The organism is Streptomyces sp. NPDC045470, from assembly GCF_040646595.1.
Taxonomy (GTDB): domain Bacteria; phylum Actinomycetota; class Actinomycetes; order Streptomycetales; family Streptomycetaceae; genus Streptomyces.
Genome location: NZ_JBEZAN010000011.1, coordinates 19461 through 41050 on the forward strand (window position 1 = coordinate 19461; position 21590 = coordinate 41050).

The 21590-nt window shown below is 70.1% G+C and carries 17 protein-coding genes and 5 pseudogenes; 11 read left to right on the plus strand and 11 right to left on the minus strand.

Features of this window, described 5'->3' with window-relative positions:
* Positions 1-64: 64 nt before the first annotated feature.
* The 3 genes and pseudogenes from AB0A97_RS26655 to AB0A97_RS26665 form a co-directional block, all read left to right on the plus strand.
* A pseudogene (locus tag AB0A97_RS26655) lies at positions 65-139 on the plus strand (hypothetical protein); the annotation flags it as partial.
* A gap of 956 nt (positions 140-1095) precedes the next feature.
* Positions 1096-1143, plus strand: a pseudogene (locus AB0A97_RS26660) (hypothetical protein); the annotation flags it as partial.
* Between the two features lie 159 nt (positions 1144-1302).
* Positions 1303-1545, plus strand: a complete 243-nt coding sequence (locus AB0A97_RS26665) for a hypothetical protein (RefSeq protein ID WP_361154668.1) — start codon at positions 1303-1305, stop codon at positions 1543-1545.
* Between the two features lie 253 nt (positions 1546-1798).
* Here AB0A97_RS26665 and AB0A97_RS26670 read toward each other — a convergent pair whose 3' ends face one another.
* The 6 genes and pseudogenes from AB0A97_RS26670 to AB0A97_RS26695 form a co-directional block, all read right to left on the minus strand.
* Positions 1799-2575 carry an alpha/beta hydrolase gene (locus AB0A97_RS26670; RefSeq protein WP_361154670.1) on the minus strand — a complete coding sequence of 259 codons (777 nt, stop codon included), beginning with the start codon at positions 2573-2575 and terminating at the stop codon, positions 1799-1801.
* A 4-nt stretch (positions 2576-2579) separates the two neighbouring features.
* Positions 2580-3209: a TetR/AcrR family transcriptional regulator gene (locus tag AB0A97_RS26675; protein WP_361154671.1), complete on the minus strand. Its 630-nt coding sequence runs from the start codon at positions 3207-3209 to the stop codon at positions 2580-2582.
* Complete coding sequence (locus tag AB0A97_RS26680) at positions 3206-3391, minus strand: hypothetical protein (protein ID WP_361154672.1); 186 nt, start codon at positions 3389-3391, stop codon at positions 3206-3208. The genes AB0A97_RS26675 and AB0A97_RS26680 overlap by 4 nt, the downstream gene beginning before the upstream one ends.
* A 413-nt stretch (positions 3392-3804) precedes the next feature.
* Positions 3805-4360, minus strand: a pseudogene (locus AB0A97_RS26685) (XRE family transcriptional regulator).
* Between the two features lie 7 nt (positions 4361-4367).
* Positions 4368-6029: pseudogene (locus AB0A97_RS26690) on the minus strand (transcriptional regulator); the annotation flags it as partial.
* Between the two features lie 80 nt (positions 6030-6109).
* A complete protein-coding gene (locus AB0A97_RS26695) occupies positions 6110-7114 on the minus strand; it encodes a GNAT family N-acetyltransferase (protein ID WP_361154673.1) in 1005 nt (334 codons plus the stop codon).
* Positions 7115-7293: 179 nt separating this feature from the next.
* Between AB0A97_RS26695 and AB0A97_RS26700 the strand changes: the two genes are divergently transcribed.
* On the plus strand, positions 7294-8082 hold the full coding sequence (locus AB0A97_RS26700; protein ID WP_361154675.1) for a methyltransferase domain-containing protein: 789 nt from the start codon (positions 7294-7296) through the stop codon (positions 8080-8082).
* 214 nt (positions 8083-8296) lie between these two features.
* Here AB0A97_RS26700 and AB0A97_RS26705 read toward each other — a convergent pair whose 3' ends face one another.
* Positions 8297-9313 (minus strand): Lrp/AsnC family transcriptional regulator, encoded by a 1017-nt coding sequence (locus AB0A97_RS26705; protein WP_361154676.1) that lies wholly within the window; start codon positions 9311-9313, stop codon positions 8297-8299.
* Between the two features lie 146 nt (positions 9314-9459).
* Here AB0A97_RS26705 and AB0A97_RS26710 point away from each other — a divergent pair, with 146 nt between their 5' ends.
* Positions 9460-10404 (plus strand): 2-oxoglutarate and iron-dependent oxygenase domain-containing protein, encoded by a 945-nt coding sequence (locus tag AB0A97_RS26710; protein WP_361154677.1) that lies wholly within the window; start codon positions 9460-9462, stop codon positions 10402-10404.
* Between the two features lie 820 nt (positions 10405-11224).
* Here the strand turns inward: AB0A97_RS26710 and AB0A97_RS26715 are convergent.
* The gene (locus AB0A97_RS26715) at positions 11225-12313 is read right to left on the minus strand and encodes a hypothetical protein (RefSeq protein WP_361154679.1); all 1089 of its coding nucleotides are present in this window, start codon (positions 12311-12313) and stop codon (positions 11225-11227) included.
* Positions 12314-12582: 269 nt separating this feature from the next.
* Complete coding sequence (locus AB0A97_RS26720) at positions 12583-12963, minus strand: helix-turn-helix domain-containing protein (RefSeq protein WP_361154680.1); 381 nt, start codon at positions 12961-12963, stop codon at positions 12583-12585.
* Between the two features lie 75 nt (positions 12964-13038).
* Here AB0A97_RS26720 and AB0A97_RS26725 point away from each other — a divergent pair, with 75 nt between their 5' ends.
* Positions 13039-13968 carry an NADP-dependent oxidoreductase gene (locus AB0A97_RS26725; RefSeq protein ID WP_361154682.1) on the plus strand — a complete coding sequence of 310 codons (930 nt, stop codon included), beginning with the start codon at positions 13039-13041 and terminating at the stop codon, positions 13966-13968.
* Here the strand turns inward: AB0A97_RS26725 and AB0A97_RS26730 are convergent.
* Positions 13958-14881 (minus strand): alpha/beta hydrolase, encoded by a 924-nt coding sequence (locus tag AB0A97_RS26730; protein ID WP_361154683.1) that lies wholly within the window; start codon positions 14879-14881, stop codon positions 13958-13960. The two genes, AB0A97_RS26725 and AB0A97_RS26730, sit on opposite strands and share 11 nt — an antisense overlap.
* Positions 14882-14975: 94 nt before the next feature.
* Between AB0A97_RS26730 and AB0A97_RS26735 the strand changes: the two genes are divergently transcribed.
* A complete protein-coding gene (locus AB0A97_RS26735) occupies positions 14976-15704 on the plus strand; it encodes a TetR/AcrR family transcriptional regulator (protein WP_361154685.1) in 729 nt (242 codons plus the stop codon).
* 189 nt (positions 15705-15893) lie between these two features.
* Here AB0A97_RS26735 and AB0A97_RS26740 read toward each other — a convergent pair whose 3' ends face one another.
* Complete coding sequence (locus AB0A97_RS26740) at positions 15894-16472, minus strand: TetR family transcriptional regulator (RefSeq protein WP_361154686.1); 579 nt, start codon at positions 16470-16472, stop codon at positions 15894-15896.
* A gap of 374 nt (positions 16473-16846) precedes the next feature.
* Between AB0A97_RS26740 and AB0A97_RS26745 the strand changes: the two are divergent.
* The 4 genes and pseudogenes from AB0A97_RS26745 to AB0A97_RS26760 form a co-directional block, all read left to right on the plus strand.
* Positions 16847-17368 (plus strand): annotated as a pseudogene (locus AB0A97_RS26745) (BTAD domain-containing putative transcriptional regulator); the annotation flags it as partial.
* A 173-nt stretch (positions 17369-17541) separates the two neighbouring features.
* On the plus strand, positions 17542-18546 hold the full coding sequence (locus AB0A97_RS26750; RefSeq protein ID WP_361154687.1) for a tetratricopeptide repeat protein: 1005 nt from the start codon (positions 17542-17544) through the stop codon (positions 18544-18546).
* A complete protein-coding gene (locus tag AB0A97_RS26755) occupies positions 18438-19202 on the plus strand; it encodes a helix-turn-helix domain-containing protein (RefSeq protein ID WP_361154689.1) in 765 nt (254 codons plus the stop codon). Before AB0A97_RS26750 ends, AB0A97_RS26755 begins: the two co-directional genes overlap by 109 nt.
* Before the next feature lie 290 nt (positions 19203-19492).
* Positions 19493-21406: a hypothetical protein gene (locus AB0A97_RS26760; protein ID WP_361154690.1), complete on the plus strand. Its 1914-nt coding sequence runs from the start codon at positions 19493-19495 to the stop codon at positions 21404-21406.
* Positions 21407-21590 lie beyond the last annotated feature (184 nt).

Genomic DNA, 21590 nt, shown 5'->3' on the forward strand with positions numbered 1-21590 from the left:
GGGACCTGATCACCAGTGTGGTGATGCCCAGGATGACGAGAACGGACAGCCGATCCACCTGGAGCTGTGCGCGGCATGCTTTGCGGACAAGCCCGCGGCCGGTGCTCTGATCCGGTTCTTCGCCGACGGCGGCGGCCACGATGCCGACCGGCCGCGGGAATGCGCACGGCTGCTGATGGAGTGGACGAAGGAGGCCATGGCCGTTCCACGGCTGGGGACGGCAGGCGCCGCCACCCGGCCGGCAGTGAGCCGTACGCGGCGGGTCGTTGTCAGTGGCGGCTGCCACCATCCGGTCATGCCCATCAGCCGGGAACATGCACGCTCCCCCCACGCGGACCTCACGCAGAACGCCATGGTCCCCCTGGACCCTGACGAGCTCCTGCGCCAGCCCGACCTGCCGTCGCACGGGTACGTCTTCTTCGGCGCCATAGAGGTGCGCCGCTACGAGCACAAGGCGCCCTGGGCGTACGACGAGCGGGACATCCGCCGCGTCGGCCAGGCCCTCGCGCAGCTGCGCCTGGCCCCGGACGACGGCGCCGCTGCGAAGCTGCCCGCCTACCGCGACAACAGGCACCGCGCCCCGGAAGACCGCTACCCCGGCTGGCGGCAGCAGCTCGTGTCGTGGATGTTCGCCCAGACCCGGTACAAGGCCCTGGACGGGCACCCGTACGAGGAGCGGGACGATTCCCGGAGGAAGGCTGGGGCAAACGGGCTGCCCGGAGACCTGACATGCGGGAAGTTCGTCGCGGCCGGCAGCCGGTTCCGGCACACGCAGAACCACCTCAGCACCCGACCGCTGCAACCGCTGACCTGGTCCGGGAAGAGGTCGCGTCTCCCCCGGGCCTGCACCGGTCTTCTTGACCGTGCGGGGCGGCGGGAGGAGGAAATTCGCTCAACCGGGCCCGAATCTGCTGCTCCTGCAACACCCAGGGCCCGCGCTGGGGCGGCTGGCGGACGCCGGCCGAACCCGGCTGAGCCACCAGGTGCCCGCCCTGCTCCGGATCGGTCTTCCGCCCGTACACCGGCCACCTGCACGGTATCCGGTACGACTCGCATCGCGGGCGCAGCACGCGATGCGACGAGTAGCTGTGCCGGCTGTACCAGGCGGCACAGGCCTCGCCGGGATGGGATCACTGCCACGACCACGGCTACGTCCGAGGGCCGCTCTGCGGCAGCTGCAACACCTACGAGGACAAAGGTCACCCGCACGGCTTCCTCCAGGCGAAAGGTGGCATTCTGCCACTCCTGGAATGCCGCGGGTGCCTCGACAAGCAGACACTGCCGCGCCGGTACCACTCCGCCGTGCTCCGCGCCCACCTGGAGCAGATCGAGCGCCACGGCCGCTGCCAGCAGCAACACGCGTGCGAGGTCGACTTCGTGCACGGCGTGTACCGCTGCGAACTGCGCTGCTGGGCAACGACCGACCCGTCGACGAAAGACGTCACGGTGCCCAAGACGGCCGTGCTCACGCAGGCCTTCGTCAATGCGGCGCTCGCCGCGCAGCAAGGTCAGCCGTCCCCCGGCGCTGCACCGGGCGCAGGGTGACCGGCGCGTCGCGCCGTCATTGAGCACCGCTTCACGTGCAGGAACAACCGCCCCGCGGAAGCACGAGCGGCCCTGAACCATGCCGGTCCAGGTGTGACTGAGTGCTTCAGTTGGCGGGCGAGCGCGCGAGTCGGCGGCTGGAGCGTGCAGCGTCGACGGCTCGGGGGAGCTGAACGGCGTAGATGTCGAGAAGAGGCCAGGGGCAGTCGCCCGCCCCAGCCCCGGTCTCCGGTCGAGGGCTGAGCGGCGCCGGTCATGCCGCGGCGAAGGCGGTGATCAGGCCGGACAGGGCCTGCGGCGCCTCCATCGGTACCTGGTGGCCGCAGTCGATGGACGCGATCGTGACGTTGGTCAGGTGGGGCACCGTCAGCTTCTTCTGCATCTCCAGGCCCCAGGTCGGGTCGCCGTCCGCGACGATCAGCAGGGTCTCGACGTCGTTCGGTGCGGCGCGCTCGGTCCAGTCCTCGTAAATCCCTTCCTTCAGCCAGGCGTCCCAGGCCTTGCGGTTCATCCGCGCGTAGTCTTCGCAGGCACGGTCGAACACTTCCGGCTCCAGCGGCAGCGCGGTGCGGTCCAGCACGAACTTCCTGGCGTCTGTGCGGTCCCTGCGGCTCTCGAACAGTTCGCGCGGCAGGTCCTCGCCGCCGACCTCTTGCCCGAGCGGCGTGGGGGTGATCAGCACGAGCTTCGCCGGTGGATGCGCGAGCCCCAGCCCGGCGCCGGCCCGGCTGGCAAGGATCTGCATGACCTTGCCGGTCATCGAGTGACCGACCAACACGTAATCGGTCAAGCCGAGTTCGTTGATCGTGGCGGCGAACGCGGCGGCCATCTCGGCCATCGTGTAGCCCGGGACCGCGTGCGCCTCGCCGTGGCCGGGTGCGTCCACCGCCACGACCCGGAACTGCTCCGACAGCGGCGCGCTCGCCTCGATCCACTCACGGCGGGCGAAGCTGAACGAATGCGAGGTCACCAGGGTGCGCCCGGGATGCTTGGCATGGGGCTGCTGGGGAGTGTCGGTGAGGGGAAGCATGGTTCTAACCTCCGGTTGCCGTCGGTGGGGGCGGGGTGGTCGGCCGGGTGAGGAGCAGGCCCTGTACGGCGGTGCGGGCCAGGTGCACGCAGGAGTCCACGTCGACGGGCTGGTGGCCGAGCAGCAGGCGGAACGCCACCGGGCCGAACAGCAGGTCGATCGCCGCGTCAGGCTCGACGTGCGGGTCGAGCTCGCCGCGCGCGACCCCGCACTCCCACAGCGCCCGGAGCGCCGCGCGGCGTGGGGCGAAGAACCGGGCGTTGAGCAGCTCGGCGGTGCCGGGTTCCAGCACGGCGGCGGCGACGAGCTGGGCGAAGACGACGCCGTCGCGGCCTTGGTAGTACTCGGCCAGGTGGGCGACGGCCTGGACCAGGTCGTGCGCGCTGTCGCCGGTTTCGACCAGCGGCACCAGGCGGTCGATGTGCGCGGCGAAGGCCTCGATCGCCAGCGCGGTGCGGTGCGGCCAGCGCCGGTAGATCGCGGGCTTGCTCACCCCGCTGCGGCGGCTCGCCGCCTCGACCGTGCACGCGGCGACGCCGCCTTTCAGGAGCAGTTGCGCTGCGGCGGTGAGTACGCGCTCTTCGTGCGCGGCCTCGCGAGGCCGTCCCCGCCCGCGGGCCTGCGGGCCGGTCACAGCTGAGCCCGGGATCGGACAGCCAGCAACGGGCCGTGCCGCTCACCGGACACTTCCCGGGCGAGCGGATCGAGTCGCGTCAGTACCGCTTCGTCCAGCGGGATCGTAAGCGCGGCCAGGTTCACAGCCACATGCTCCGGGCTGCCCGGGACCTGAAGCGTTCCGAGCGGGGTATGGCGCATCTCCGCCTCCTTTACGTTACGACACGTAATGTAAAGGCGATTCCGCCGACCCGCAACACCCGGCCCTCGGGACGAGCGGTACAGCGCCGCCTTCCGTGGAAGCCCCTCCGGGCACCGAGACTCGGTCCAGGCGAAGCATGCGCCGAGCGGGCCCGCCATACCGTCGGGGTACGCCTGGTGGATGGTGCCGCGCTTGCCGTGGCGCATGCCCCGGGTGAGCTCGTGGCGGAACTCCTGCACGGTGAGCTGCCGGTTCAACCGCCGCCGGCTCAAACCGCTTCCTGCCACCTACACCGTCCAGCTCCCCCGAGCCGTCGACGCCGCCCCCTTCAGTTGCCAACTCGCGCGCTCACTCGCCAACTGAAGCACTCAGTCACGTCACATCCGGGGCCCGCTCGCTGTTCGAGGCACGGCTACAGCTCGAAGTCCAGATGGATCACATCGTTGATCTGCACCTCCTGCAGGGATCCGGCGCGGCTGCCGCCGTCCTGGAAGTACACCTCCTTGAGGGCTTCGGCGGTCAGCTCGCGCAGCCGGTCGTCGCCGGCGCCCTGCTGCTGGGCGTCGAAGAGGCGGGCAGCATGCTCGGGCGGCAGGGCGACGGTCAGGTGCCGGATAGGGTCCTCGTCCGTCGCGCCGATCGGCGCCCCGGCATACCCGAGGCGGGCGTGGACGTCGATGACGATGCCGTCGGTCGTCACCGCCTTCTGCCGAGCCTTGGCCCGGATCTGCGGCTGCCGGGCGTTCGTCTCGCGCTCCAGGCGCGCGGCCAGGTCCGCTCGCGGCTTTTTGATCTGGTCCTTGACGTACCACTCGACGGTGCGCTGGGAGATACGCAGCAGATGGGCGACCGCCTTGGTGCCTTGAGCTGCTTGACAGATACCGCATCTGCGCGCCCGCGCTCTTGGGCGCCGTGCGGGTGAACGGCTTGTGTACCGCGGCGTCCAGGCCGTCCCCGAACCTGTTCATCGTCTGCCTACTCCCCGTTGTCGACGCTGGTGACGGTGCCGTCCTTGATGTACCGGGCGAGGTTGAGCGCCGGGGTGTCGAACTGCTCCCGTATGCCCTCGCCCCACAGGTCGCTCTGCGCGCCCTCGCGCTTGACCAGGCCCGGGTTCACGCCGAGTTGGAAGCCGCCCGGCAGCGGCTTGCCGTTCCGGTAGGGCAGGAAGTCCAGCGGACTGTCGCCGCCGACCGCGTAGACGACGCGGTCAGACAGGATCGCGACCGGGTACTGGCCGGTGAATGCCGCGTGCTTGACGATCTCGCGGTGGAAGTTGATGCGGGTGCGAGAGATGACAGCCGCGCGGATGTCGGGGCGCCAGGTCGGCCGGGCCAGGGCCCGCCACGGCTCGCCCGGCTTCCAGCCCTCGCCGCGGGGGCGCTCGCGCGGCTTGCCGAGGCCGCCCTTGACCGTCGCCTTGATCGCGGAGACGACGATCGCCATCTGCGGATCACAGCCGCGGTAGCCGTCCATCGCGGCCAGGAAGCCGGCCGGCGACAGGTCCGCGTCGACGCCGAGGCCGGCCATCGTGGCCAGGTAGGCGTCGTGCGGCCGGGTATACCAGCCGCCCGGATAGCGGCCGTTGCCGTACCGGACGTACGCCTCGATCGGCGCGACCTCGTAGCCGAGCTCCACTGCGTAGGCAACGGTCGGCGTGGCGTACCAGGCCGGACCCTCGGGGCGCTCTCCCGTCGGCGTGAACGGACTGGGCAGCAGATCCGCGTCCAGCTGCGCCCACCGGTCCTTGGCGACCTTCACCCGGGACAGATCGACGTGCGACAGGTCGACCAGCCACGAACCCGGCAGCTTCGCATCGAAGACCGGGTTCTTGACATGGGCGGGCGCGCCGCGACCGAGGATCAGGCCGTTGACGCCGGCGGCGAAGACCATGTTGACGTCCAGGCCCACGAAGTTGCAGCGCAGGCACTCGGCGTCGGTCATCGGCCGCGCCCAGTCGTACGCCTCCTCGAACAGCTTCTCCGCCGGGCCGCGTACATGGAAGCGGGGCAGGTCCGCCAGGAGCGGGTGCCCGTCGGGTGCCTCGCACGGTGCGCAGTCGACCGGGTCCTTGCCCAGCGAGCCGGGATGGTGCCCGGAGTGCCGCTTGCCGTCGGCGTCCTGCTCGAAGGCCCGGGGCGCCGGATGCAGCGCGGTCATCAGTTCCAGGCCGGTCACGGCCGTCGATCCACGCGGCGTCATCACCCGGGACGCGTAGACGCCCAGGAGCCGTGCGAGTTCAGCCGGGGCCAGCTGCCCGGCCGCGCCCCAGTGCCGGGTGTCCAGCGCGTTCCACGACGGGATGCACAGCTGCACGCAGGCCCGCTCCGAGCCCTGCGCAGAGCGGTAGATCCGCGCCCACGGCCCGAACCCGCGCTTGGTCAGCTGCCACTGCGCGCGGGTCAGCTGCTTGATGACCTTGTGGCCCTCCGGGATGCGCCCGGCGATCCGCTCTTGCTCCGTGAGCGTGGCCGGGAGGCCGTAGCGCTCCAGCGCGGCCTCGGTGAGCACGAGCAGCGGGTCGGCGTCCTTGCCGGGACCGGAGAGCTTCGGCCGACCGAGCGTGGCCTCCTTGAGCGTCCAGTCCACCAGGGACGGCAGGGACTTGGCGGGCACGTCCACGACCAGGCCGCCGGTGCGGTACGTCCCCCCTTACAGGCGCGTCGACAGCTCGCTCCGAAGTCCGGGAGAACACCACTGCGGTGAGCAAGTACGGATCAACCTTTTCGGTGAAGCTCCTCCTGGCCCAAGCGGAGACTGAGCTGGCTTCCCAGCTCACGGAACCCCAGCGCCCGTGCGACACTACGGGAGGCCGTCGTACGGGCACGCCACTGCGGCAGCAGACCGTCGGCGAGTGCCTGCGCCACCGCCGCGGAAGCGACCTGCCGTGCCAGCCCGCGGCCTCTTTCCCCTGGTGCGGTGAGCACGCACAGGTGAGCAACTGCCGCAGGCCAAGCCTGGAATCCTGCCGCAGCCACCACGTCCGCGCCCTTGCGCACGACGAACGCAGCGGAGGTGATCTCGTCCATCGCACTCTCACCGGCGTCCTCGGGCGGCACCGACTCCACCAACGCCGTCAGGTTCTGATGCCCGGGGGCGAGCCGTTCAACGGCCCGGCCGGCCGGTACCGGGCGGAAGCCGTCACGGCACACGTAACCCAAGGCCGCCGGCCCCAACACCTCATGCACAGGCAGTACGGCCGCAACCGCTTCTGGAGACGTCAGCGAGCTGACCGGCATCCCGGCCAGTCCCCGGCGCAGAACCTGCGCAGCCCTATCGGTCGGTGCCGTGATGATCGCCGAGTCACCCAGCACCACTATCCCGGCCCACGACGGCAAAGCCACCTGCGAGGCGGGCGACGTGACCACGTTCAAGCCCCCCGCCGGGGGAAACGACACCAACGCAGCAGCCAGCGTTTCCCATACTCCCTGGGCCTGCTCCAGCAACGGATCAACAGTCATCAGCCGATCCTGCCATCCCGAGGCCACAGGCACCGGGCGATTACGCCGGCCGTCCCATGACAAGAAGTCCCAGGTGATCTCGCCGCAAGCCATTCCCCGGGGCCACCACTCGGCCATCTGGCTCGGCTCGGTGGGATGCCCGGTCTCGACAAGCACCGGCGCGCCGCACGCGGGCACCATAAGTCCAGCTTCCTCAGGTCCGTCGATGACGAACATGGTGAGCTTGGCGATAATGCTCCAGCCGTCACACTGCGGCACCACTCCGTCTGGGCCTTCCTCTCACTGGATGGGGGCAGCGGGTGCCACAACTGTGCGCGCCTACGTGTCCCTGCACGACAGCAACGGCGTCAGACAGCTGAGGTGTGCCGACCGGCGTCGGCAATAGATAGCCGACGCCGCGCGTCAGCTCGTGCGGCAGGAGGATCCGCTACCGTCACCAGATGTCTGAAGCCGCTGAGAAGTCCGACGCCGCCATGTCCGCCTGGAAACAGTGGCAGGAGGCTCCTTGGGGTCGGCTGCGCTACGCGATCGCCGAGGCGAACCTTGTACGGCACTTCGGCGACCTGGCAGACGAGCCGCTGTGTGTCCTTGACCTGGCTGGAGGCAACGGCAGCGACGCCCTGCGCCTGGCTGCGCGGGGACACCGTGTCACGATCGTCGACTACGCACCCGCGATGCTCGCCTCAGCGGCAGAGCGGGCTGATGCGGTCGGCCTGACGGATCTGATCGACTGCGTCGAGGCCGATGTGCACGCGCTGCCCGCCGACATCGCCGGCGGGGAGTTCGACGTGGTGCTGTGCCACAACCTCCTTCCCTACGTGGACGATGTCCACCACACACTCACGGCGTCCCTGGCACCTCTGCGACCCGGCGGCCTGTTCTCGGTAATGGCGGTCAACCGGTATGCGGCGCCGTTGACCGTTGCCGTCCGTGAGATGGATCTGGCCGCCGCGGCAGCCGCACTCGACACCGACCAGGCCTGGACACAGACATTCGGCTCGCCGCTGACGCTGCACACGGCGGAGGAGATTGCCCGTCATCTGTCCGCCCTGGGCTGTCAGGACCTGCACCACTACGGCATCCGCAGCGTCTGCGACTACATCACCGACGATGCGCGCAAGCACGACCCCGCGTTCTACCAGGACCTCGAACGCCTCGAACTCGCCCTGACCGCCCGCCACCCCTACATGCACACGGCCCGCCTCTTCCAGCTGACTGCCCGCAAGTAGGAGAAGTGACGACGCCTGTGGCGGGCGACAGTGGGGCCATCGTCGCGGGGCAAGCAGACGGTGCCGTGGACGGTGATGGTGGCGGCGGGACAGGGTGGGGCGGCGCCAGGGCTCCGTCGGCGCACGGCTCTTGTTCGTAGTCGCCGGCCGCTGTCCGGAAGGCGTACGCATACGAGCCCTGGGCAATGTCCCGGGACCCGGCGGCCCGGGCCCATCACGTGCGATCGCGGGCGTGTACTGGTGTGAAGGGGGTGGCGAGGCGTTTGACCTCGTGCAGGGTGGGAGCGGTGTCAATGCTGTGGATGCCTGGCAGGGTGCCGAGATTCTGGTCGATGTAGGCGTACAAGTCGGCCGGGGTGCGGAAGATGCCGTTGGCGACCAGATTGGCGGGGCCGGTGACGGCGGCGGTGAAGGCGATGTCGGGGTGGGCGGCAAGGGCCTCGCCGACGCTGCGCAGGCGGGCGGGGGCCACCGTCAGCCACAGTTGGGTGCTCATGTGGTGGCCGAGCAGTTGGGGTGCGAAGTCGACGAAGAGGTCGAGCGCGCCGTGGTGCCGGAGGCGGTCGAGGTGGCGCTGGATGCTGGAGGGTGAGCGAGCGGCGGCCTTGCTCAGCGCGGGCAGGGTGGCGCGGCCGTCGCGGGCGAGTTCGGTGAGCAAGATGTGGTCGGTGGCATCGAGGCCACACGGGACGACGGTGTCGGGAAAGGGCGCCGAAGGAAAAGGCGAAGGAGTAGAGGCGGGAGTGGAGACTGAAGCAGGGTCGGGGGTGGTGAAGCGGGTGGCGTGCCAGGTGGTGGTGGCGCCCTTGAAGATGTGCAGCATGCAGTGGGCAGTGACGGACATGAGGTTCGGGGTGCGGGGCAGCGCGGTCAGCAGCAGGGCGTTGCGTTCGTCTGTGGTGCGGGCATCGAGGGCACAGTAGAGGTCGGTGCCGCCGGCGGTGAGGGTGACCCAACTGGTGTCGGGGCGGCGGGCGAGGCTGTCGGCGAGGGGGCGGGCCGTGTCGGGGGCGCAGCGCAGGCGCAGCAGCCAGCGAGTGTGCCCCAGACGGTGCGGGTTGGTGCGGCCGGTGATGCGCAGGCCGAGGTCGCGCAGGCGGTGATAGCGGCGGGCGGCGGTGTGCTCGCTGATGCCCAGGGTGCGGGCGAGGCGACTGTAGGGGGCGCGTCCGTCGAGCTGGAGGGCATGCAGCAAGCGCTGGTCGAGGTCGTCCGGGCCGCCGGAATCCACCGCGTTCCCCCGTTTCGTTGCCGGTTCCTGCCGTGTCCGAGCCTACGGCTTCCGTCCGGTCGGCCGGCGACGAAAAAGTGCCCGGGAGCGGCCGGAGCGCCCGGCCTTCGCTTCCGCGCTCCGGTGCGGGGAGGGAGCAGTTCGCCGTGCACCGTCCGGATATTTGCGTCATTGATCTGTCCTGGTGGTCCGAGGGCCGGGAGTCCCGGGAGCGGCTCGCGTCCGCGGTCGACCGGTCCTTGCGGGCCAGTGGGTTCCTGCTCGTGCGCGGTCACGGCCTCGACCCGCAGCTGCCTGTCCGGCTGCGGGCGGCGGCCCGCGCGTTCTTCGCGCTGCCTGCCGAGGTCAAGGCCCGCTACGCCCAGCAGGATCGCCGGGGCGGCTGGTTCGGCCGCGGCCAGGTGAGCACAGCCGCATCCGAGGGCACCGTGACCCCGCCCGACCTGAAGGAATCCTGGGCTGCCGCCTTCGAGACCCGCACCGCCCGCACGGAGCTGCTGCCCGCCCGCTGGCCGGCCCACGTACCGCTGCTGCGCCCGTACGTGACGGAGTTCGCCGACCATATGCGCGCGCTGTCCGACACGCTGCTGCAGATCATGGCCACCGCGCTGGGGCAGCCCGAGGACTTCTTCACCCGGCACACCACCCGCCCGAACGGAAACGTGCTGATCAACTGGTACCCGCCGCGGCACACCACCGGACCCGCCCGGCCCGGACAGTTCCGCATCGGAGCGCACACCGACTTCGGCCTCCTGACCTTGCTGGACCGGCAGAACGGCCAAGGCGGGCTGCAAGTCCATGACGATGCGACCGGCTGGCAGGACGCCCCGTGGCAGCCGGGCACCCTGACGCTCAACATCGGTGACCTGATGCAGCGTTGGAGCGGCGACCGCTGGCACTCCGGGCGCCACCGTGTCCTGCCACCGCCCCCCGAAGCCCCGGCCGAGGAATTGACCTCCCTGGTCTACTTCCACACCTGCGCCCCCGACATCCGCATCACCTCACTGCCCGCAGTCACCGGACACAGACCGTACGAAACAGTGCTCGCCGGCGACTGGCTCCACGACAAACTGCGGACCATCAGCCCCTGAGAAGCTGCCGACAATCGGCCTGACCCGCTGCCAGGCTCCGCCTCACGCCTGGGCCGGTATGCGGAGGCGATTTTGAGGTCCACTCTCTGCGTCGTGGTCGCCTCCGCAGCGGCGAAGACGCCGTACGAGACCAGCCGTCCGCCGGGACGCCGGCGTCGAAGCGCGGGGGCTCTTCGACCCCGAGGGTGCCGACGAATCCACGATCAGGCACCAGTCCGACCCGGCCGTCACATGGGTGGAATCCTCGGCGCTGTCGATCAGCCACACGTCCAGCGGGCCGGACGGGGCTTCCGTACCGTACAGGTGCCACGACGCGACCACCCGTTCAAGACGCCGCCCGACCAGGCGGTCAGGGCGCATGCCAGCACCGTGCAACAGGCACTCGTTCAACCTCTTCGACACCACCCGGCGACCGTACCGCCAGGCAAAGCCCCAGCTCACCTCCTCAGGAGCCCTCGCAGAACGACCGCCGTGCGACACGGTGGAGGAATTGGTGATGTCGTTCCTCGGGGGTGTCGACCACTCCCGGGCTCCGTACCTCCTGGGGTGCGCTGCCCGAAGCCGCCGTTCCTCCGGAAGGCCGAGCCGATACCGATACACGGTCTACCAGACACTGACGGACCGCCCGCCCAAGCCCTGCCGCCACCCCTTGCGGTGATGTACGAGGAGATCAGCGGGGCGAAGCGACGAGCATGACCTCGGTTGCCAGCTCGCTGAGGCGGGTGTCCGTATACATGGTGGCCTCGCCAGCAGCAGAGGTGCGGCCCGCTGCGCTTATTGCCGCGCCGGACTGCTCGGGCACCACCTTCTGCAACACCCGTCAGGAACGGGTGGCGGTCGCGCAGCCGTTGCCCGCGGCCGTCGTTCTGTCGCTCGTGTCGATCGGCTTGCTGCGGTCGTACGGATCGACCTGGCGAGCTGTGTCGGCGGACTGCTTTTCGGCTATGCCGAAGGGTGGTTCGAAGAAGCCCGTGGGGCCGGAACAGCCGCCGTTGGTCATGTCGAGCGCGTACGAGACGAGGGACATCGTGCCCGGTTCGGTGATGACCTCGGCCGGGTCGTCCCAGCTCATCACGACCTTGCGCCGTACGATCGTACGGATGACCTCGGCGTCCTGCCCCGCGTCGCCCGCTGCCGGGGTGACCGGGTACACGAAGGTGACGTCCGCTGTCACCTCGACCGCTCCCCGCTTGCCCTCGCGGTACGTGAGCCGGCCGCGTGTCTTGACAACATCACCGACCAGCCGGGCCCGCTCCGGCCGGAAACGGCTGAACAACCGCAGCGGGTCGGTATCGGAAGTCGGCGCCGTCGACGACAGGGCGCTCCGGAGATACTCCTGGACGTCCTTCTGGTGCGGGTTAAGCAACGCGATCGCCTTCGTGGGCCGCTCGCCGCGCAGTACGTGGGAGTCGAGCCCTGCGGCCGCCATGAAGGCACGGCTTTTCTGCAGGGCCTGCTCGACCTGGGCGGTGTCCATCCAGCCGGTCGCCCTGGCCTCCGGCACCGCGATCCCGGCCGTTCCGTCGGCCCAGCGAGCGGCGGGCGAACCCCGGAAGGGTTCGGCCAGGGTGGGGCGCAGGCTCGGCTCAGCGCCGGGTGCCTGCCGCGGGTTCTGGGACTCCGCGGCCAACGGCGTCCCATCCTGCCCGCCCTCGTCGCCGAACCAACCGACGAGCTGCTGCGGAAAGAGCGCTACGGCCAAGAGAGCCACGGCCGCCAGTCCTGCCGCGTACCAACCTGTCCTGCGCCGGGGCCGGCCGGGCGAGTACGAACGCCAGCCCTCCGGCTGCCCGGGGCGTTCCCGCAGCCGCCGCCCCACCTCACGGGCGCGCGCCGACGGCTCCACGGGAGCTCCGGGCGCACCTGCCACCGACTCGCGCAGGAACCGTTCCCACTCCTCGTCGGACACGGACGAACCGCCCTGTCCCCCAGCCCCGCTCACAACGCTCTCCAGTTTCCCGCTCGATCGCTCGACATCTGTTGCGCGAGCCCCCGACCGCCTGCCCAGCAGCTCGGCTGTGCGCCGAACCATCCACCACAATGCACGCATGATCGCATAAACAGGGGCCCGGGCCGGCGGCGGCCAGACGCCGGTGACGGCTACCGGCCCTGCCCGGTCCAGTCCGGTTCGGTCCAGTCCAGGGCGCCTACGCTCTGTCCGGTACCCCAGCGGGGACCTCAGTCGCTGGGGGTGGCCGGCTCGGGAGCGGCGTCGAGCGCGTCGAGCACTGCGTCGCCGTTCGCCCTCGCCCACTCGGTCAGCACGTGGATCGGACCGGTCAGTGTCTCCCCGAGCGGGGTGAGTTCGTACTCGACCCGGGGCGGCGCCTCGGCGTAGGTGTGGCGGCGGACGAGGCCGTGCGCCTCAAGGCGTCGGAGCGTCTGGGTGAGCATCTTGCGGGAGATGCCGCCGATCAGCTCGATCAGCTCGCCATGGCGCACCGGGCCCCTGCTGAGGCCGTAGAGCACGACCACCGTCCACTTGTCGGCGATCAGCTCGACCGCCAGACGCGCCGGGCAGTCGGAGAGAAAGGGATCGCCGGGACCGAAACCGCTCATGACGCCAAAGGTACCTGCGGGTTCCTATCGGAAACCTAGCCTGGGATCTCTTCCCCTTTCGAAGCCAGGAGAGTCATGCGAGTCATCACCCAGCAGGCGTTAGGCGGTCCCGAGGTGCTCACCATCGTGGACGCGCCCGACCCTCAGCCGCTGCCGACCGAGGTTCTCGTCCGCGTCAAGGCGATCGGGCTGAACCCGTTGGAGGCGCGCTTGCGCGCCGGCGAGTTCCCGCTGATCGGTCGGCCGCCGTTCATCCTCGGCTGGGACATCAGCGGCGTGGTCGGCGAGGGGCCGCAGACGTGGCGGTTCAGGCCCGGCGACGAGGTGTTCGGGATGCCGTTGTTCCCGCGAGCGGCGGGCGCGTACGCCGAGGTCGTGTCGGCTCCGGCGCTGCACCTGGCACGCAAGCCGGCGGCACTTTCGCATGTCGAGGCGGCTGCGCTGCCGATCGTCGGGTTGACGGCGTGGCAGGGCCTCGTCGACCTCGGCGGTGTGACCGAGGGCGACCGCGTCCTGGTCCACGGCGGTGGAGGCGGGGTCGGCCACGTTGCGATCCAGGTAGCAAAAGCGCTCGGCGCGCATGTGGTTGCGACTGCCAGCGGGAGCAAACGGGAGTTCGTCGAAGAGTGCGGCGCCGACGAGGTGATCGACTACACGGCGGTCGACTTCGACGAGGTGGCCCACGACATCGACGTCGTACTCGACACGATCGGCGGTGACACCGTCGAGCGGTCGCTCGCCGTGCTCCGCCCAGGTGGTCACCTGGTGACGGCGGTCGCCGAGCAGGACGCGGAGCTCGCCGCCAAGTACGAGGCGGCCGGCATGCGCTTCAGCGGCATCGCGGTCGACCCCGATCCGGCCGCCCTGCGAGGTCTCGTCGAACTCGTCCAACAAGGCAGGCTCCGGGTCCACGTGCAGGAGACGTTCCCGTTCGAGCGCGTCGCCGAGGCGCACCGGCTGCTGGAGAGCGGTCACCTGCGGGGCAAGATCGTCCTCACCGTCTGATGTGGCGAGCGGTATTCGCCAGGGCGCGGATTTCCGTAGTGACTGTTTGCCATACGGGTTCGGGAATCTCGTGTCCGACTTCAGGCAGGAGGACCAGGCGCGCGCCGGGAATCCGGGAGGCGACCGCCCGTCCCGCCCTGGGCTTGATGAGCGGGTCGTCCTGCCCGTGGAGTACGAGGGTGGGCCGGCTGATGGCGCTGATCTTCTGGCCGTGCCACTGCGCGCCGATCTGACGGCTCTGCGCCTGCTGGTCGTGCACACCGCTGTCAAGGTTGCGCGCGGCGGCCTCTCGGGCTGCCGACTCGTCGAAGGGACGTTTCGGCGAGGCGAGGAGGCGGGTGACGGCGACGCCGGCCGCGAGGTCCCCCTCAGGGGTGTCGGGGAACTTCAGGCCGGCGAACTTCGCCAGGGTCCTCAGCCGGACGTATTGCAGTGACCGCAGGCCCGCGGCGTCTCCGGGGACGGCGGCCATGGTCGTGAGGGTCCGGACGCGGTCCGGGTGCCGTAGCGCGACGCGTTGTGCGACGGCACCGCCGAGCGAGACACCCAGCAGATGTGCCGACGGCCATCCCAGGGCATCCATGACCGCGACGGCGTCGTCTGCCATGTCCTCGGCGGTGTAGGCGTCTCCGCGCTTCTTGAACAGCGCGGAGATGGGGTTGCGGGTGACGGTGGGCGGCAGGTGGGTCGACTCCCCGCCGTCGCGCTGGTCGTAACGGGCGACCGCGAAACCGTGCGTCGCCAGCATCCGGCACAGCCCGTCCGGAAACCATTTGCGGTTCGCGCCCAGCCCTGTGGTCAACAGGAGGGGTTCCCCGGCCACCTGCTCGTTCCACTGGTCGAAAGCAAGCCGGACCGCACCGTTCTCGGCCCAGCGGACCGGGCTCCACGGACTGGCAGATGACGACGACATGAGCACCTCCGATAACTGCGATCACCGTTCGCGGTTTAGCATAGGGCAGCGGCACGACGATGGCGAGGCCGGACGGAAGAGAGAGGTGACCGACGTGGCGGAGCAGTCCGAACCCGACTCGGCGAAGGAACACGTGACGGTCTGGGCGCGCCCCGAACGCGGCACCCGCGGCCCCGCGGCCGTGCACAGCCGCGCGGATCTGACCGCTGTCGCCGTCGAACTGGCCGACCAGGGCGGCTTGGCGGCTGTGTCCACGCGCCAGGTGGCCAAGGCGCTGGGCACCGGCCAGGCATCCCTCTACCGCTACATCTCCAGCCGCGACGACCTGCTGGACCTGATGACGGACGCGGTGGCGGGAGAGGTCGACCTCGACGTGCCGTTGGGCGGCGATCCCGTGGAGGACCTGGTCGGCCTCGCCTCCCGGACCAAGACGGTCCACCTGCGGCACCCCTGGCTGCCCGACGTTCCGCCGGAGCCTCTCCGGCTGGGCCCCCGCGGCCTGGACTACCTGGAATACGCACTGCGGGCGATGGCACCCGTGGCACTGCCGGGACGGACCAAGATGGAGATCGTCGGCCTGATGAACGCCCTTGTCGCCCAGTTCGCCCGGACAGAACTCCAACTGAGCCGCGGAAACACCGGCCGCCGGACGGCGCAGACCGCTTACCTGAGCGAAACAGTCGCCCAGGGGAAGCATCCGCAGGTCGCTGCGGCGCTGGCCACTCCCACCGAAGCAGACCCGGCTCAGGACCCGCAGGCCCTGTTCGAGCGGGCGATGCACCGGGTGCTCACCGGCCTTGTCGCGTCCGCCCCTCCCTCTTGAGGGTCAGCTCGGCAAGGAATCACCGCCGGCTCACACATCTTCCACGGGGCAAGGCACGGTAGAGCATCACGGGACAGCGAAGGCCCGGCGTCGAATTCAAGCCCGCATCAGCCAGTACGAGCGACGCGGACACCGCTCAGACAACTGCCCAGCAGGCCGTTTCCGCCTTGAAGGTGCCGCCGTTCCGGATCAGAAGCGCTGTTCCGGCCGGGCCGCGGTCGCAGGCGCGGCGATGCCTGGCAGACAGCAGTCGAGGAACGTCCGCATCTGCGCCTGGGCGGTGCCGGGGGTGCGATGGCCGGCCATCCCGGCCCATGCGCTGATCAGCAGCTCGGCGACGGCCTCGGGCTGCACGTGCGCTTGGAGCTCACCTTCGCGCTGGGCGGCGTGCAGCGGTCGGGCGACCGTGGCTCGCCAGGCCGGCCAGGGGGAGGTCCAGCCGTCATGGGTGTCGGCGAGTGCGGCCAGGTACGGTGCGGCCCGGACTTTCGGGTCGGTGTCGAGGCGCCGGGCCATCAGCAGCGCGAGTTCGCTCCAGTACTGCAGGGCCGGGCCGCGGCGCGGAGGCAGGCCCTCCAGGAGGTCGAGGCCGAGCAGCGCGTGGGCTATGCCTTCCTTGCTGCGGAAGTGGAAGTACACCGCTCCCGCGGCGACGCCCGCCCGGGCGGTGATCTGCGAGATGGACGCTCCGCCGTAACCGCGCTCGATGATCACCTCGGCGGCTGTGGTCAGGATGGTGCGGCGTGTGGTGACTGCCCGGTCCTGCACGATGTCCCCCGTCCTAGCGAATACTTCACTTTAGTTGAACAGTGGAGCACTCCGGGACGGGGAGGTACGGAACCATGCCCGGACCCGCCGTCATGCGCCAGTACGATCCTGGCCGCTCGCCTGCCACCGCCATTGTGTCGAGACGGCTCCGCCGGTTCCAAACCCAGGCGGTACCAATGAACGCATACGTGGTGAAGGCTGGCGGCCGGTGGGCGCTGTGCACGTGTCGGGGGGATGGATGTCAGAGACATTCCGTGCAGATATCGCTTCTTCGTCAATTTCGCGACGAGTTCAGGACGTGGGCGGTCTGTGCTGCACGTGTCGGGCAAGGGAGGCTGGATGGTGGTGGCACCAGTGTCGGGGGCAGGGGTGCCATGGTCGTTGATGTCGGGGGTGGACGTGTACTTCGGTTCACCGTGCTCGGGCCGGTCGCGGTGTGGCGGGACGGGGAGCGGCTGGACGCTGGTTCACCGCAGCAGCGGGCGCTGCTGGCCGTGTTGCTGCTGCGGGGCGGGCGGGTCGCGTCGGTGGCCGAACTGATCGACGCGGTGTGGGGCGAGAACCCGCCGGCGAGCGCGGTGGCTGCGCTCCGGACGTATGCGTCCCGGCTGCGCAAGGCCCTGGGTCCGGACGCGGACATCGTGGTGAGCGACTCCGGTGGATATGCGCTGAAGGTCGGCGAAGAGAGCGTCGACCTGAGCGCTGCCGAGCGGCTGGCAAGCGAAGCCGAAGGGGCCCGCCGCCTCGGTCAGAGCGACCGGGCCCGCGAACTGCTGGGGCAGAGCTTGGATTTGTGGTCCGGCGAGACACTGGCCGACGTACCCGGTCCGTACTGCGCGGCACAGCGCGCCCGCATCGAAGAGCGCCGTCTCGCCCTGCTGGAAAACCGCCTCGACCTGGACCTGGCGACCGGCCGTCACGCACAGGCCGTGGTGGAGCTGAGCACGCTGACGGCCAGTCGCCTGCCCCCGACCGTTACCGGTTCCACAACCTTGTGCGCCTGTACGCGAGGACATGCGCCGAACGCGACGAGACGCCACAACAGCAGGACGCGGCACGGTCTCGGCTGTTGGACTTCTATCTGGCGACCACCGCACACATCCACGCGATGCAGCGGCCCGACGACACCACATGTGACCACCTTCAACCCACCCAGTGGCCCGGCTTGGCTTTCGACCATCCTGAGCCCGCACTGCAGTGGCTGTTCACCGAAGCCGAGACCCTCTTTGCGTGCGTCGGCGCCTCGGCCCACGGCCCGGCACTACGCCGCGCCGTCGACCTCATGTTCGTCGCCGAAGACCTGGTCGAATCCGGTTCGGCCGTCCAGCAGTACGCCCAGGTGAACGCCCGCCTTCTGGTCGCAGCCGAGCGAGCGGGCGACGCCCGGTCCACAGGCCGTCTGTACTGTCCGATGGTGCACCTCCATGTCATGGCCGGTCGATTGCCGGAAGCGGAACACGCAGCCCAGGCCGCCAGGAGGTTCCCACTGCGCTGCTCCGACCCGGTGCTTACGGCGCAGGCCCTCAACGAGAGCGGCATCCTCGCGAGCATGCAGCACCGCTACACCGAGGCAGAGCACTACTTGCTCCAGGCCCTCGACGCCTACCGCCGCTACGGCAACCGGAACGGATGCGCGAACATGCTCGGCAACCTGTCCCGCCTCTGCCTGGATACCGATCGCTTCACCGAAGCGGTGAGCCTGGCCGAGCAGTGCCTGGCCGCTCTCCGCTCCATCGGCGCGACACTGCGGCTGGCCAACGGCCATTACAGCCTGGGACTGGCGCTGGCGCAGGCCGGCCGCACGGACGACGCTCTGGAGCAACTGGCCCGAGCATGGCCCATCTACCAGAGCCACCGGCATCGTCTGTGGGAGGCGCTGACCTACTGGCGGATGGCGGACGTCCACCTCACCGCAGGAAGGAGGGCCTTGCCACGGCCGGCAGTGTCGTCGCCGTGGTCGCCACCGTGGGCGAGCATCCGAAGGAACCGCTGCCGGAGGAGCCGCGCCTCGGCCTCCGACTCGCCGTCGGCCGCGTCCGAGGGCGGCTTCCCCCCGCCCACGTCCTCTGCCTGACCCGTCCTGACCACGCTCTGGTGTTCAGCGTGTGGCCGGGTGGCGTCGGCGACGAGGCCGCCGTCGGCGCGGCCGAGGTCATGGCGGAAGCTCTCGTCCGACGGGTGGGTGCCGAGCTCCCCTCGGTTCCGCCGAGGGCGTTCCGGGCCGGAGTCGGCCGGGTTCGGCACCGGCTGGCGGAGGCGGCCGTCTCGTACGAGGAAGCCAGGCAGGCCGCGGAGGTGGCCCAGGCGACCGGAAGCGGCCAGGCGGTCACCGCTTACGCGCGGTTGGGCGTCTACGCGCTCCGGGCGAAACTGTCGTCCACGGATCTCGTCGAGAGCATGCACCCCGGTCTACGCGACCTGTTGCAGCCGGAAACCGGCGTCCCGGAACTCGTGGACGCCCTGAGCACCTACCTCGACGAAGCGGGCGACGTCCGCCGCACCGCGGCCCGGCTCCACATTCACCGCTCGACCCTCTGCAACCGCCTGCACCGCATCGAGAAGCTGACCGGCCTCTCCCTCGCCCGCGGCGACGACTGCCTGACGGCCCCCTCACTCTCAAGATCGCGCGACTACGCCATCCGGGCTGACCACGACGACAGTCAGGGCCACGGGCTGCATCCCACCATGTGGTTGTCGGTGTTGACGGTGCGGGCCTGGCCAGCACCTTGAGGTCCCTGACGTTCCCCGGCCTGTGAAGGGGCGGTGCTGGGCTCGGAGCCCCCATGCCGCTGCCGACTTCGGTCTTGCCGGGTCCTGCGGGCACTGGCTGGAGTCATGACCCTGCCTGCGCCTCTGAACGGTGGCGGTCACGGCCCGCCGGTACAGACCGTGGTCCCAGCGGTCCCAGCGTCTTGTGCGTACCCCGTGTCACCACGACCCTGGTGGGGTGACTCGCCTTGCTGAGTACGGTGCGGCGCCTGACGAAGCCGCGTCTGCGGTGCCAGGAGCACGGCCGGGCCGTGCCCACCGAACGAGAGGACGGTTCGCTCGTGTCATTACCAAACGGTCCCTACGTCGGCGCGTCGTTCTTGACGGTGGCCAACCCCGGGTTCGAGCAGGGTAGGCAGGGGTGGGTGTGGGATGACGGCACCGGTGTCGCCACCGGCGATCCGCATACCGGACGCTCCCACGCCCACCTGGACGCCGGACGAGGACGGCAGGTGCGGCAGGCGGTGACCGCAACCGGGAAGGGCACGTACGACGTGTCCGCGTGGATCGCCGCAGGCGGGCCGCGTGGCGCGTTCCTCGTACGGGTCAACGGCGCGCCGGCCGGTGAGGTCGCCGTCGCGAACCGCTCCTTCTACTCCCGCCACACCGTCTCCCGGGTCGCCCTGAGAAAAGGGGACCGGATGGAGATCGAGTTCACCTCCGGCGACGCCTGGGTCAACGTCGACGACATCATGCTGTCCCCCGCGGCCCCGGCCGATCCGCGGGTCACTTCCTCGGACCCCCTGCTGGTGGAGATGTTCGAGTGGGCCAAGCGCAAGGCCAACAGCTGGGTTCATCTGGCCGGCACCGTCGGGCCCCTCAACGTGGACGAGAGGCACCCCGGCGGGACCGGCTCCGCGGCCTATGCCCCGTCGTACTGGGCCGGTTACGCGCACCGGAGCGGCTACTACGCGCGCGACACCGCTCACCAGGTTGTCGGCGCCCAGATTCTGGGGCTGAGCGAAGAGAACAGGACCATGCTGGGCTCTTTCGCTGCCTCGGCGGTCGCCGCACACGCGTACTACCCCGTGTGGTCGTTCAACTTCGACGCACGGACGTACCTGAGCATCGACTACCGCGGCGTCGATGCGTTCGTGCGCGAGGTGCCCGCGCCCTTCGAGCTGGTGGAGAAGACGGAACAGGCCTACCGGTGGAGCGGCGATCCCTTCTACGTCGAGGACGACATGTGGGACTTCTGCCGTCATGCCACCACGGAATTCGTCAAGGAGCACGACCGGCTCAAGCCCAACGGCGTCGCCGAGGGCACAGGACAGGGCATTTTCGAGGGGGCTGCCAGCTACAACGAGGGCAGCGGCGAGCAACTGGTCGAGGCCGGCGACGCGTTCGCCTCCCAGTACCGGGCCTACCTGGCCGCTTCCGCCCTCGCGTCGGCCCGGGGTGAGAAGGAGCAGGCGGCCCGGTACGCCGGCCGGGCGGCGGAACTGCGCAGGTACTTCCATCACGGCTGGGTCGCGAACCAGGGGGCCGCGATGACACGCGCCTATTCCCTCTCCGGTGCCCCACTGTCCGGGTGGGGCAGGGAGAACAGCTGGTTCATGCCCATGAAGCGCCTCCTGCTGCCCGGACCGCGCAACGACGCCTACCTCGACTACATCGACGAGATGGCCGAGGGGGTGGGGAAACCGGTCAACATCGAGGCCATCACGTACCTGCCCGACACCTTCTTCGCCAACGACCGCGACCGGCAGGCGTGGAAGTGGATGCGCTACGTCTACGACCACCGCGACGACCGTCACCCTGTTGCTGCGCAGGGACTCAACGGCGACTACCCGGAAGTCGCGTTCACCCTCGTCTCACAGGCCGTCGAGGGACTGATGGGATTCCGCCCGGACGCCCCGCGCGCCAGGGTGACCACCCGCTCGCACCTGCCCCGGGGTGTCGACTGGGTACGCATCGACAGGATCCCCGTCGGCGGTGCCTGCTTCGACCTGCGGCACGACGGAACCCACAGGTCCGCACTCACCAACGGCACCTCGAAGGTGTATGTGTGGCAGGCCCGGTTCCCGGGCGACCACCGTGCTGTCAGGACCGACGGCAGGCCGTACGAGACCCAGCGGAGGACCCTTCACGGGAAGGTCCACACCTGCGTGAACGTACGGGTGCCGCCGGGCGAGACCGCGGTCGTCGAGATCGTCCGAGAGTGACCGGCTCGCCGCACCCCACTCCCCGCTCCCCGCTCCCCCGTGGTGCCCTCCAGCTCTGCCGCCGCTGTGGCGAGGCGCGCCGCGGCGGGCCAACCCCATGGGGGCTGCCGGGCCTGGGGCCTTCACGCCGGGTCCACCGGGTGAAGGCCCCCACCACGGTTGAAGGGTCAGGAGGGCTCAGAGG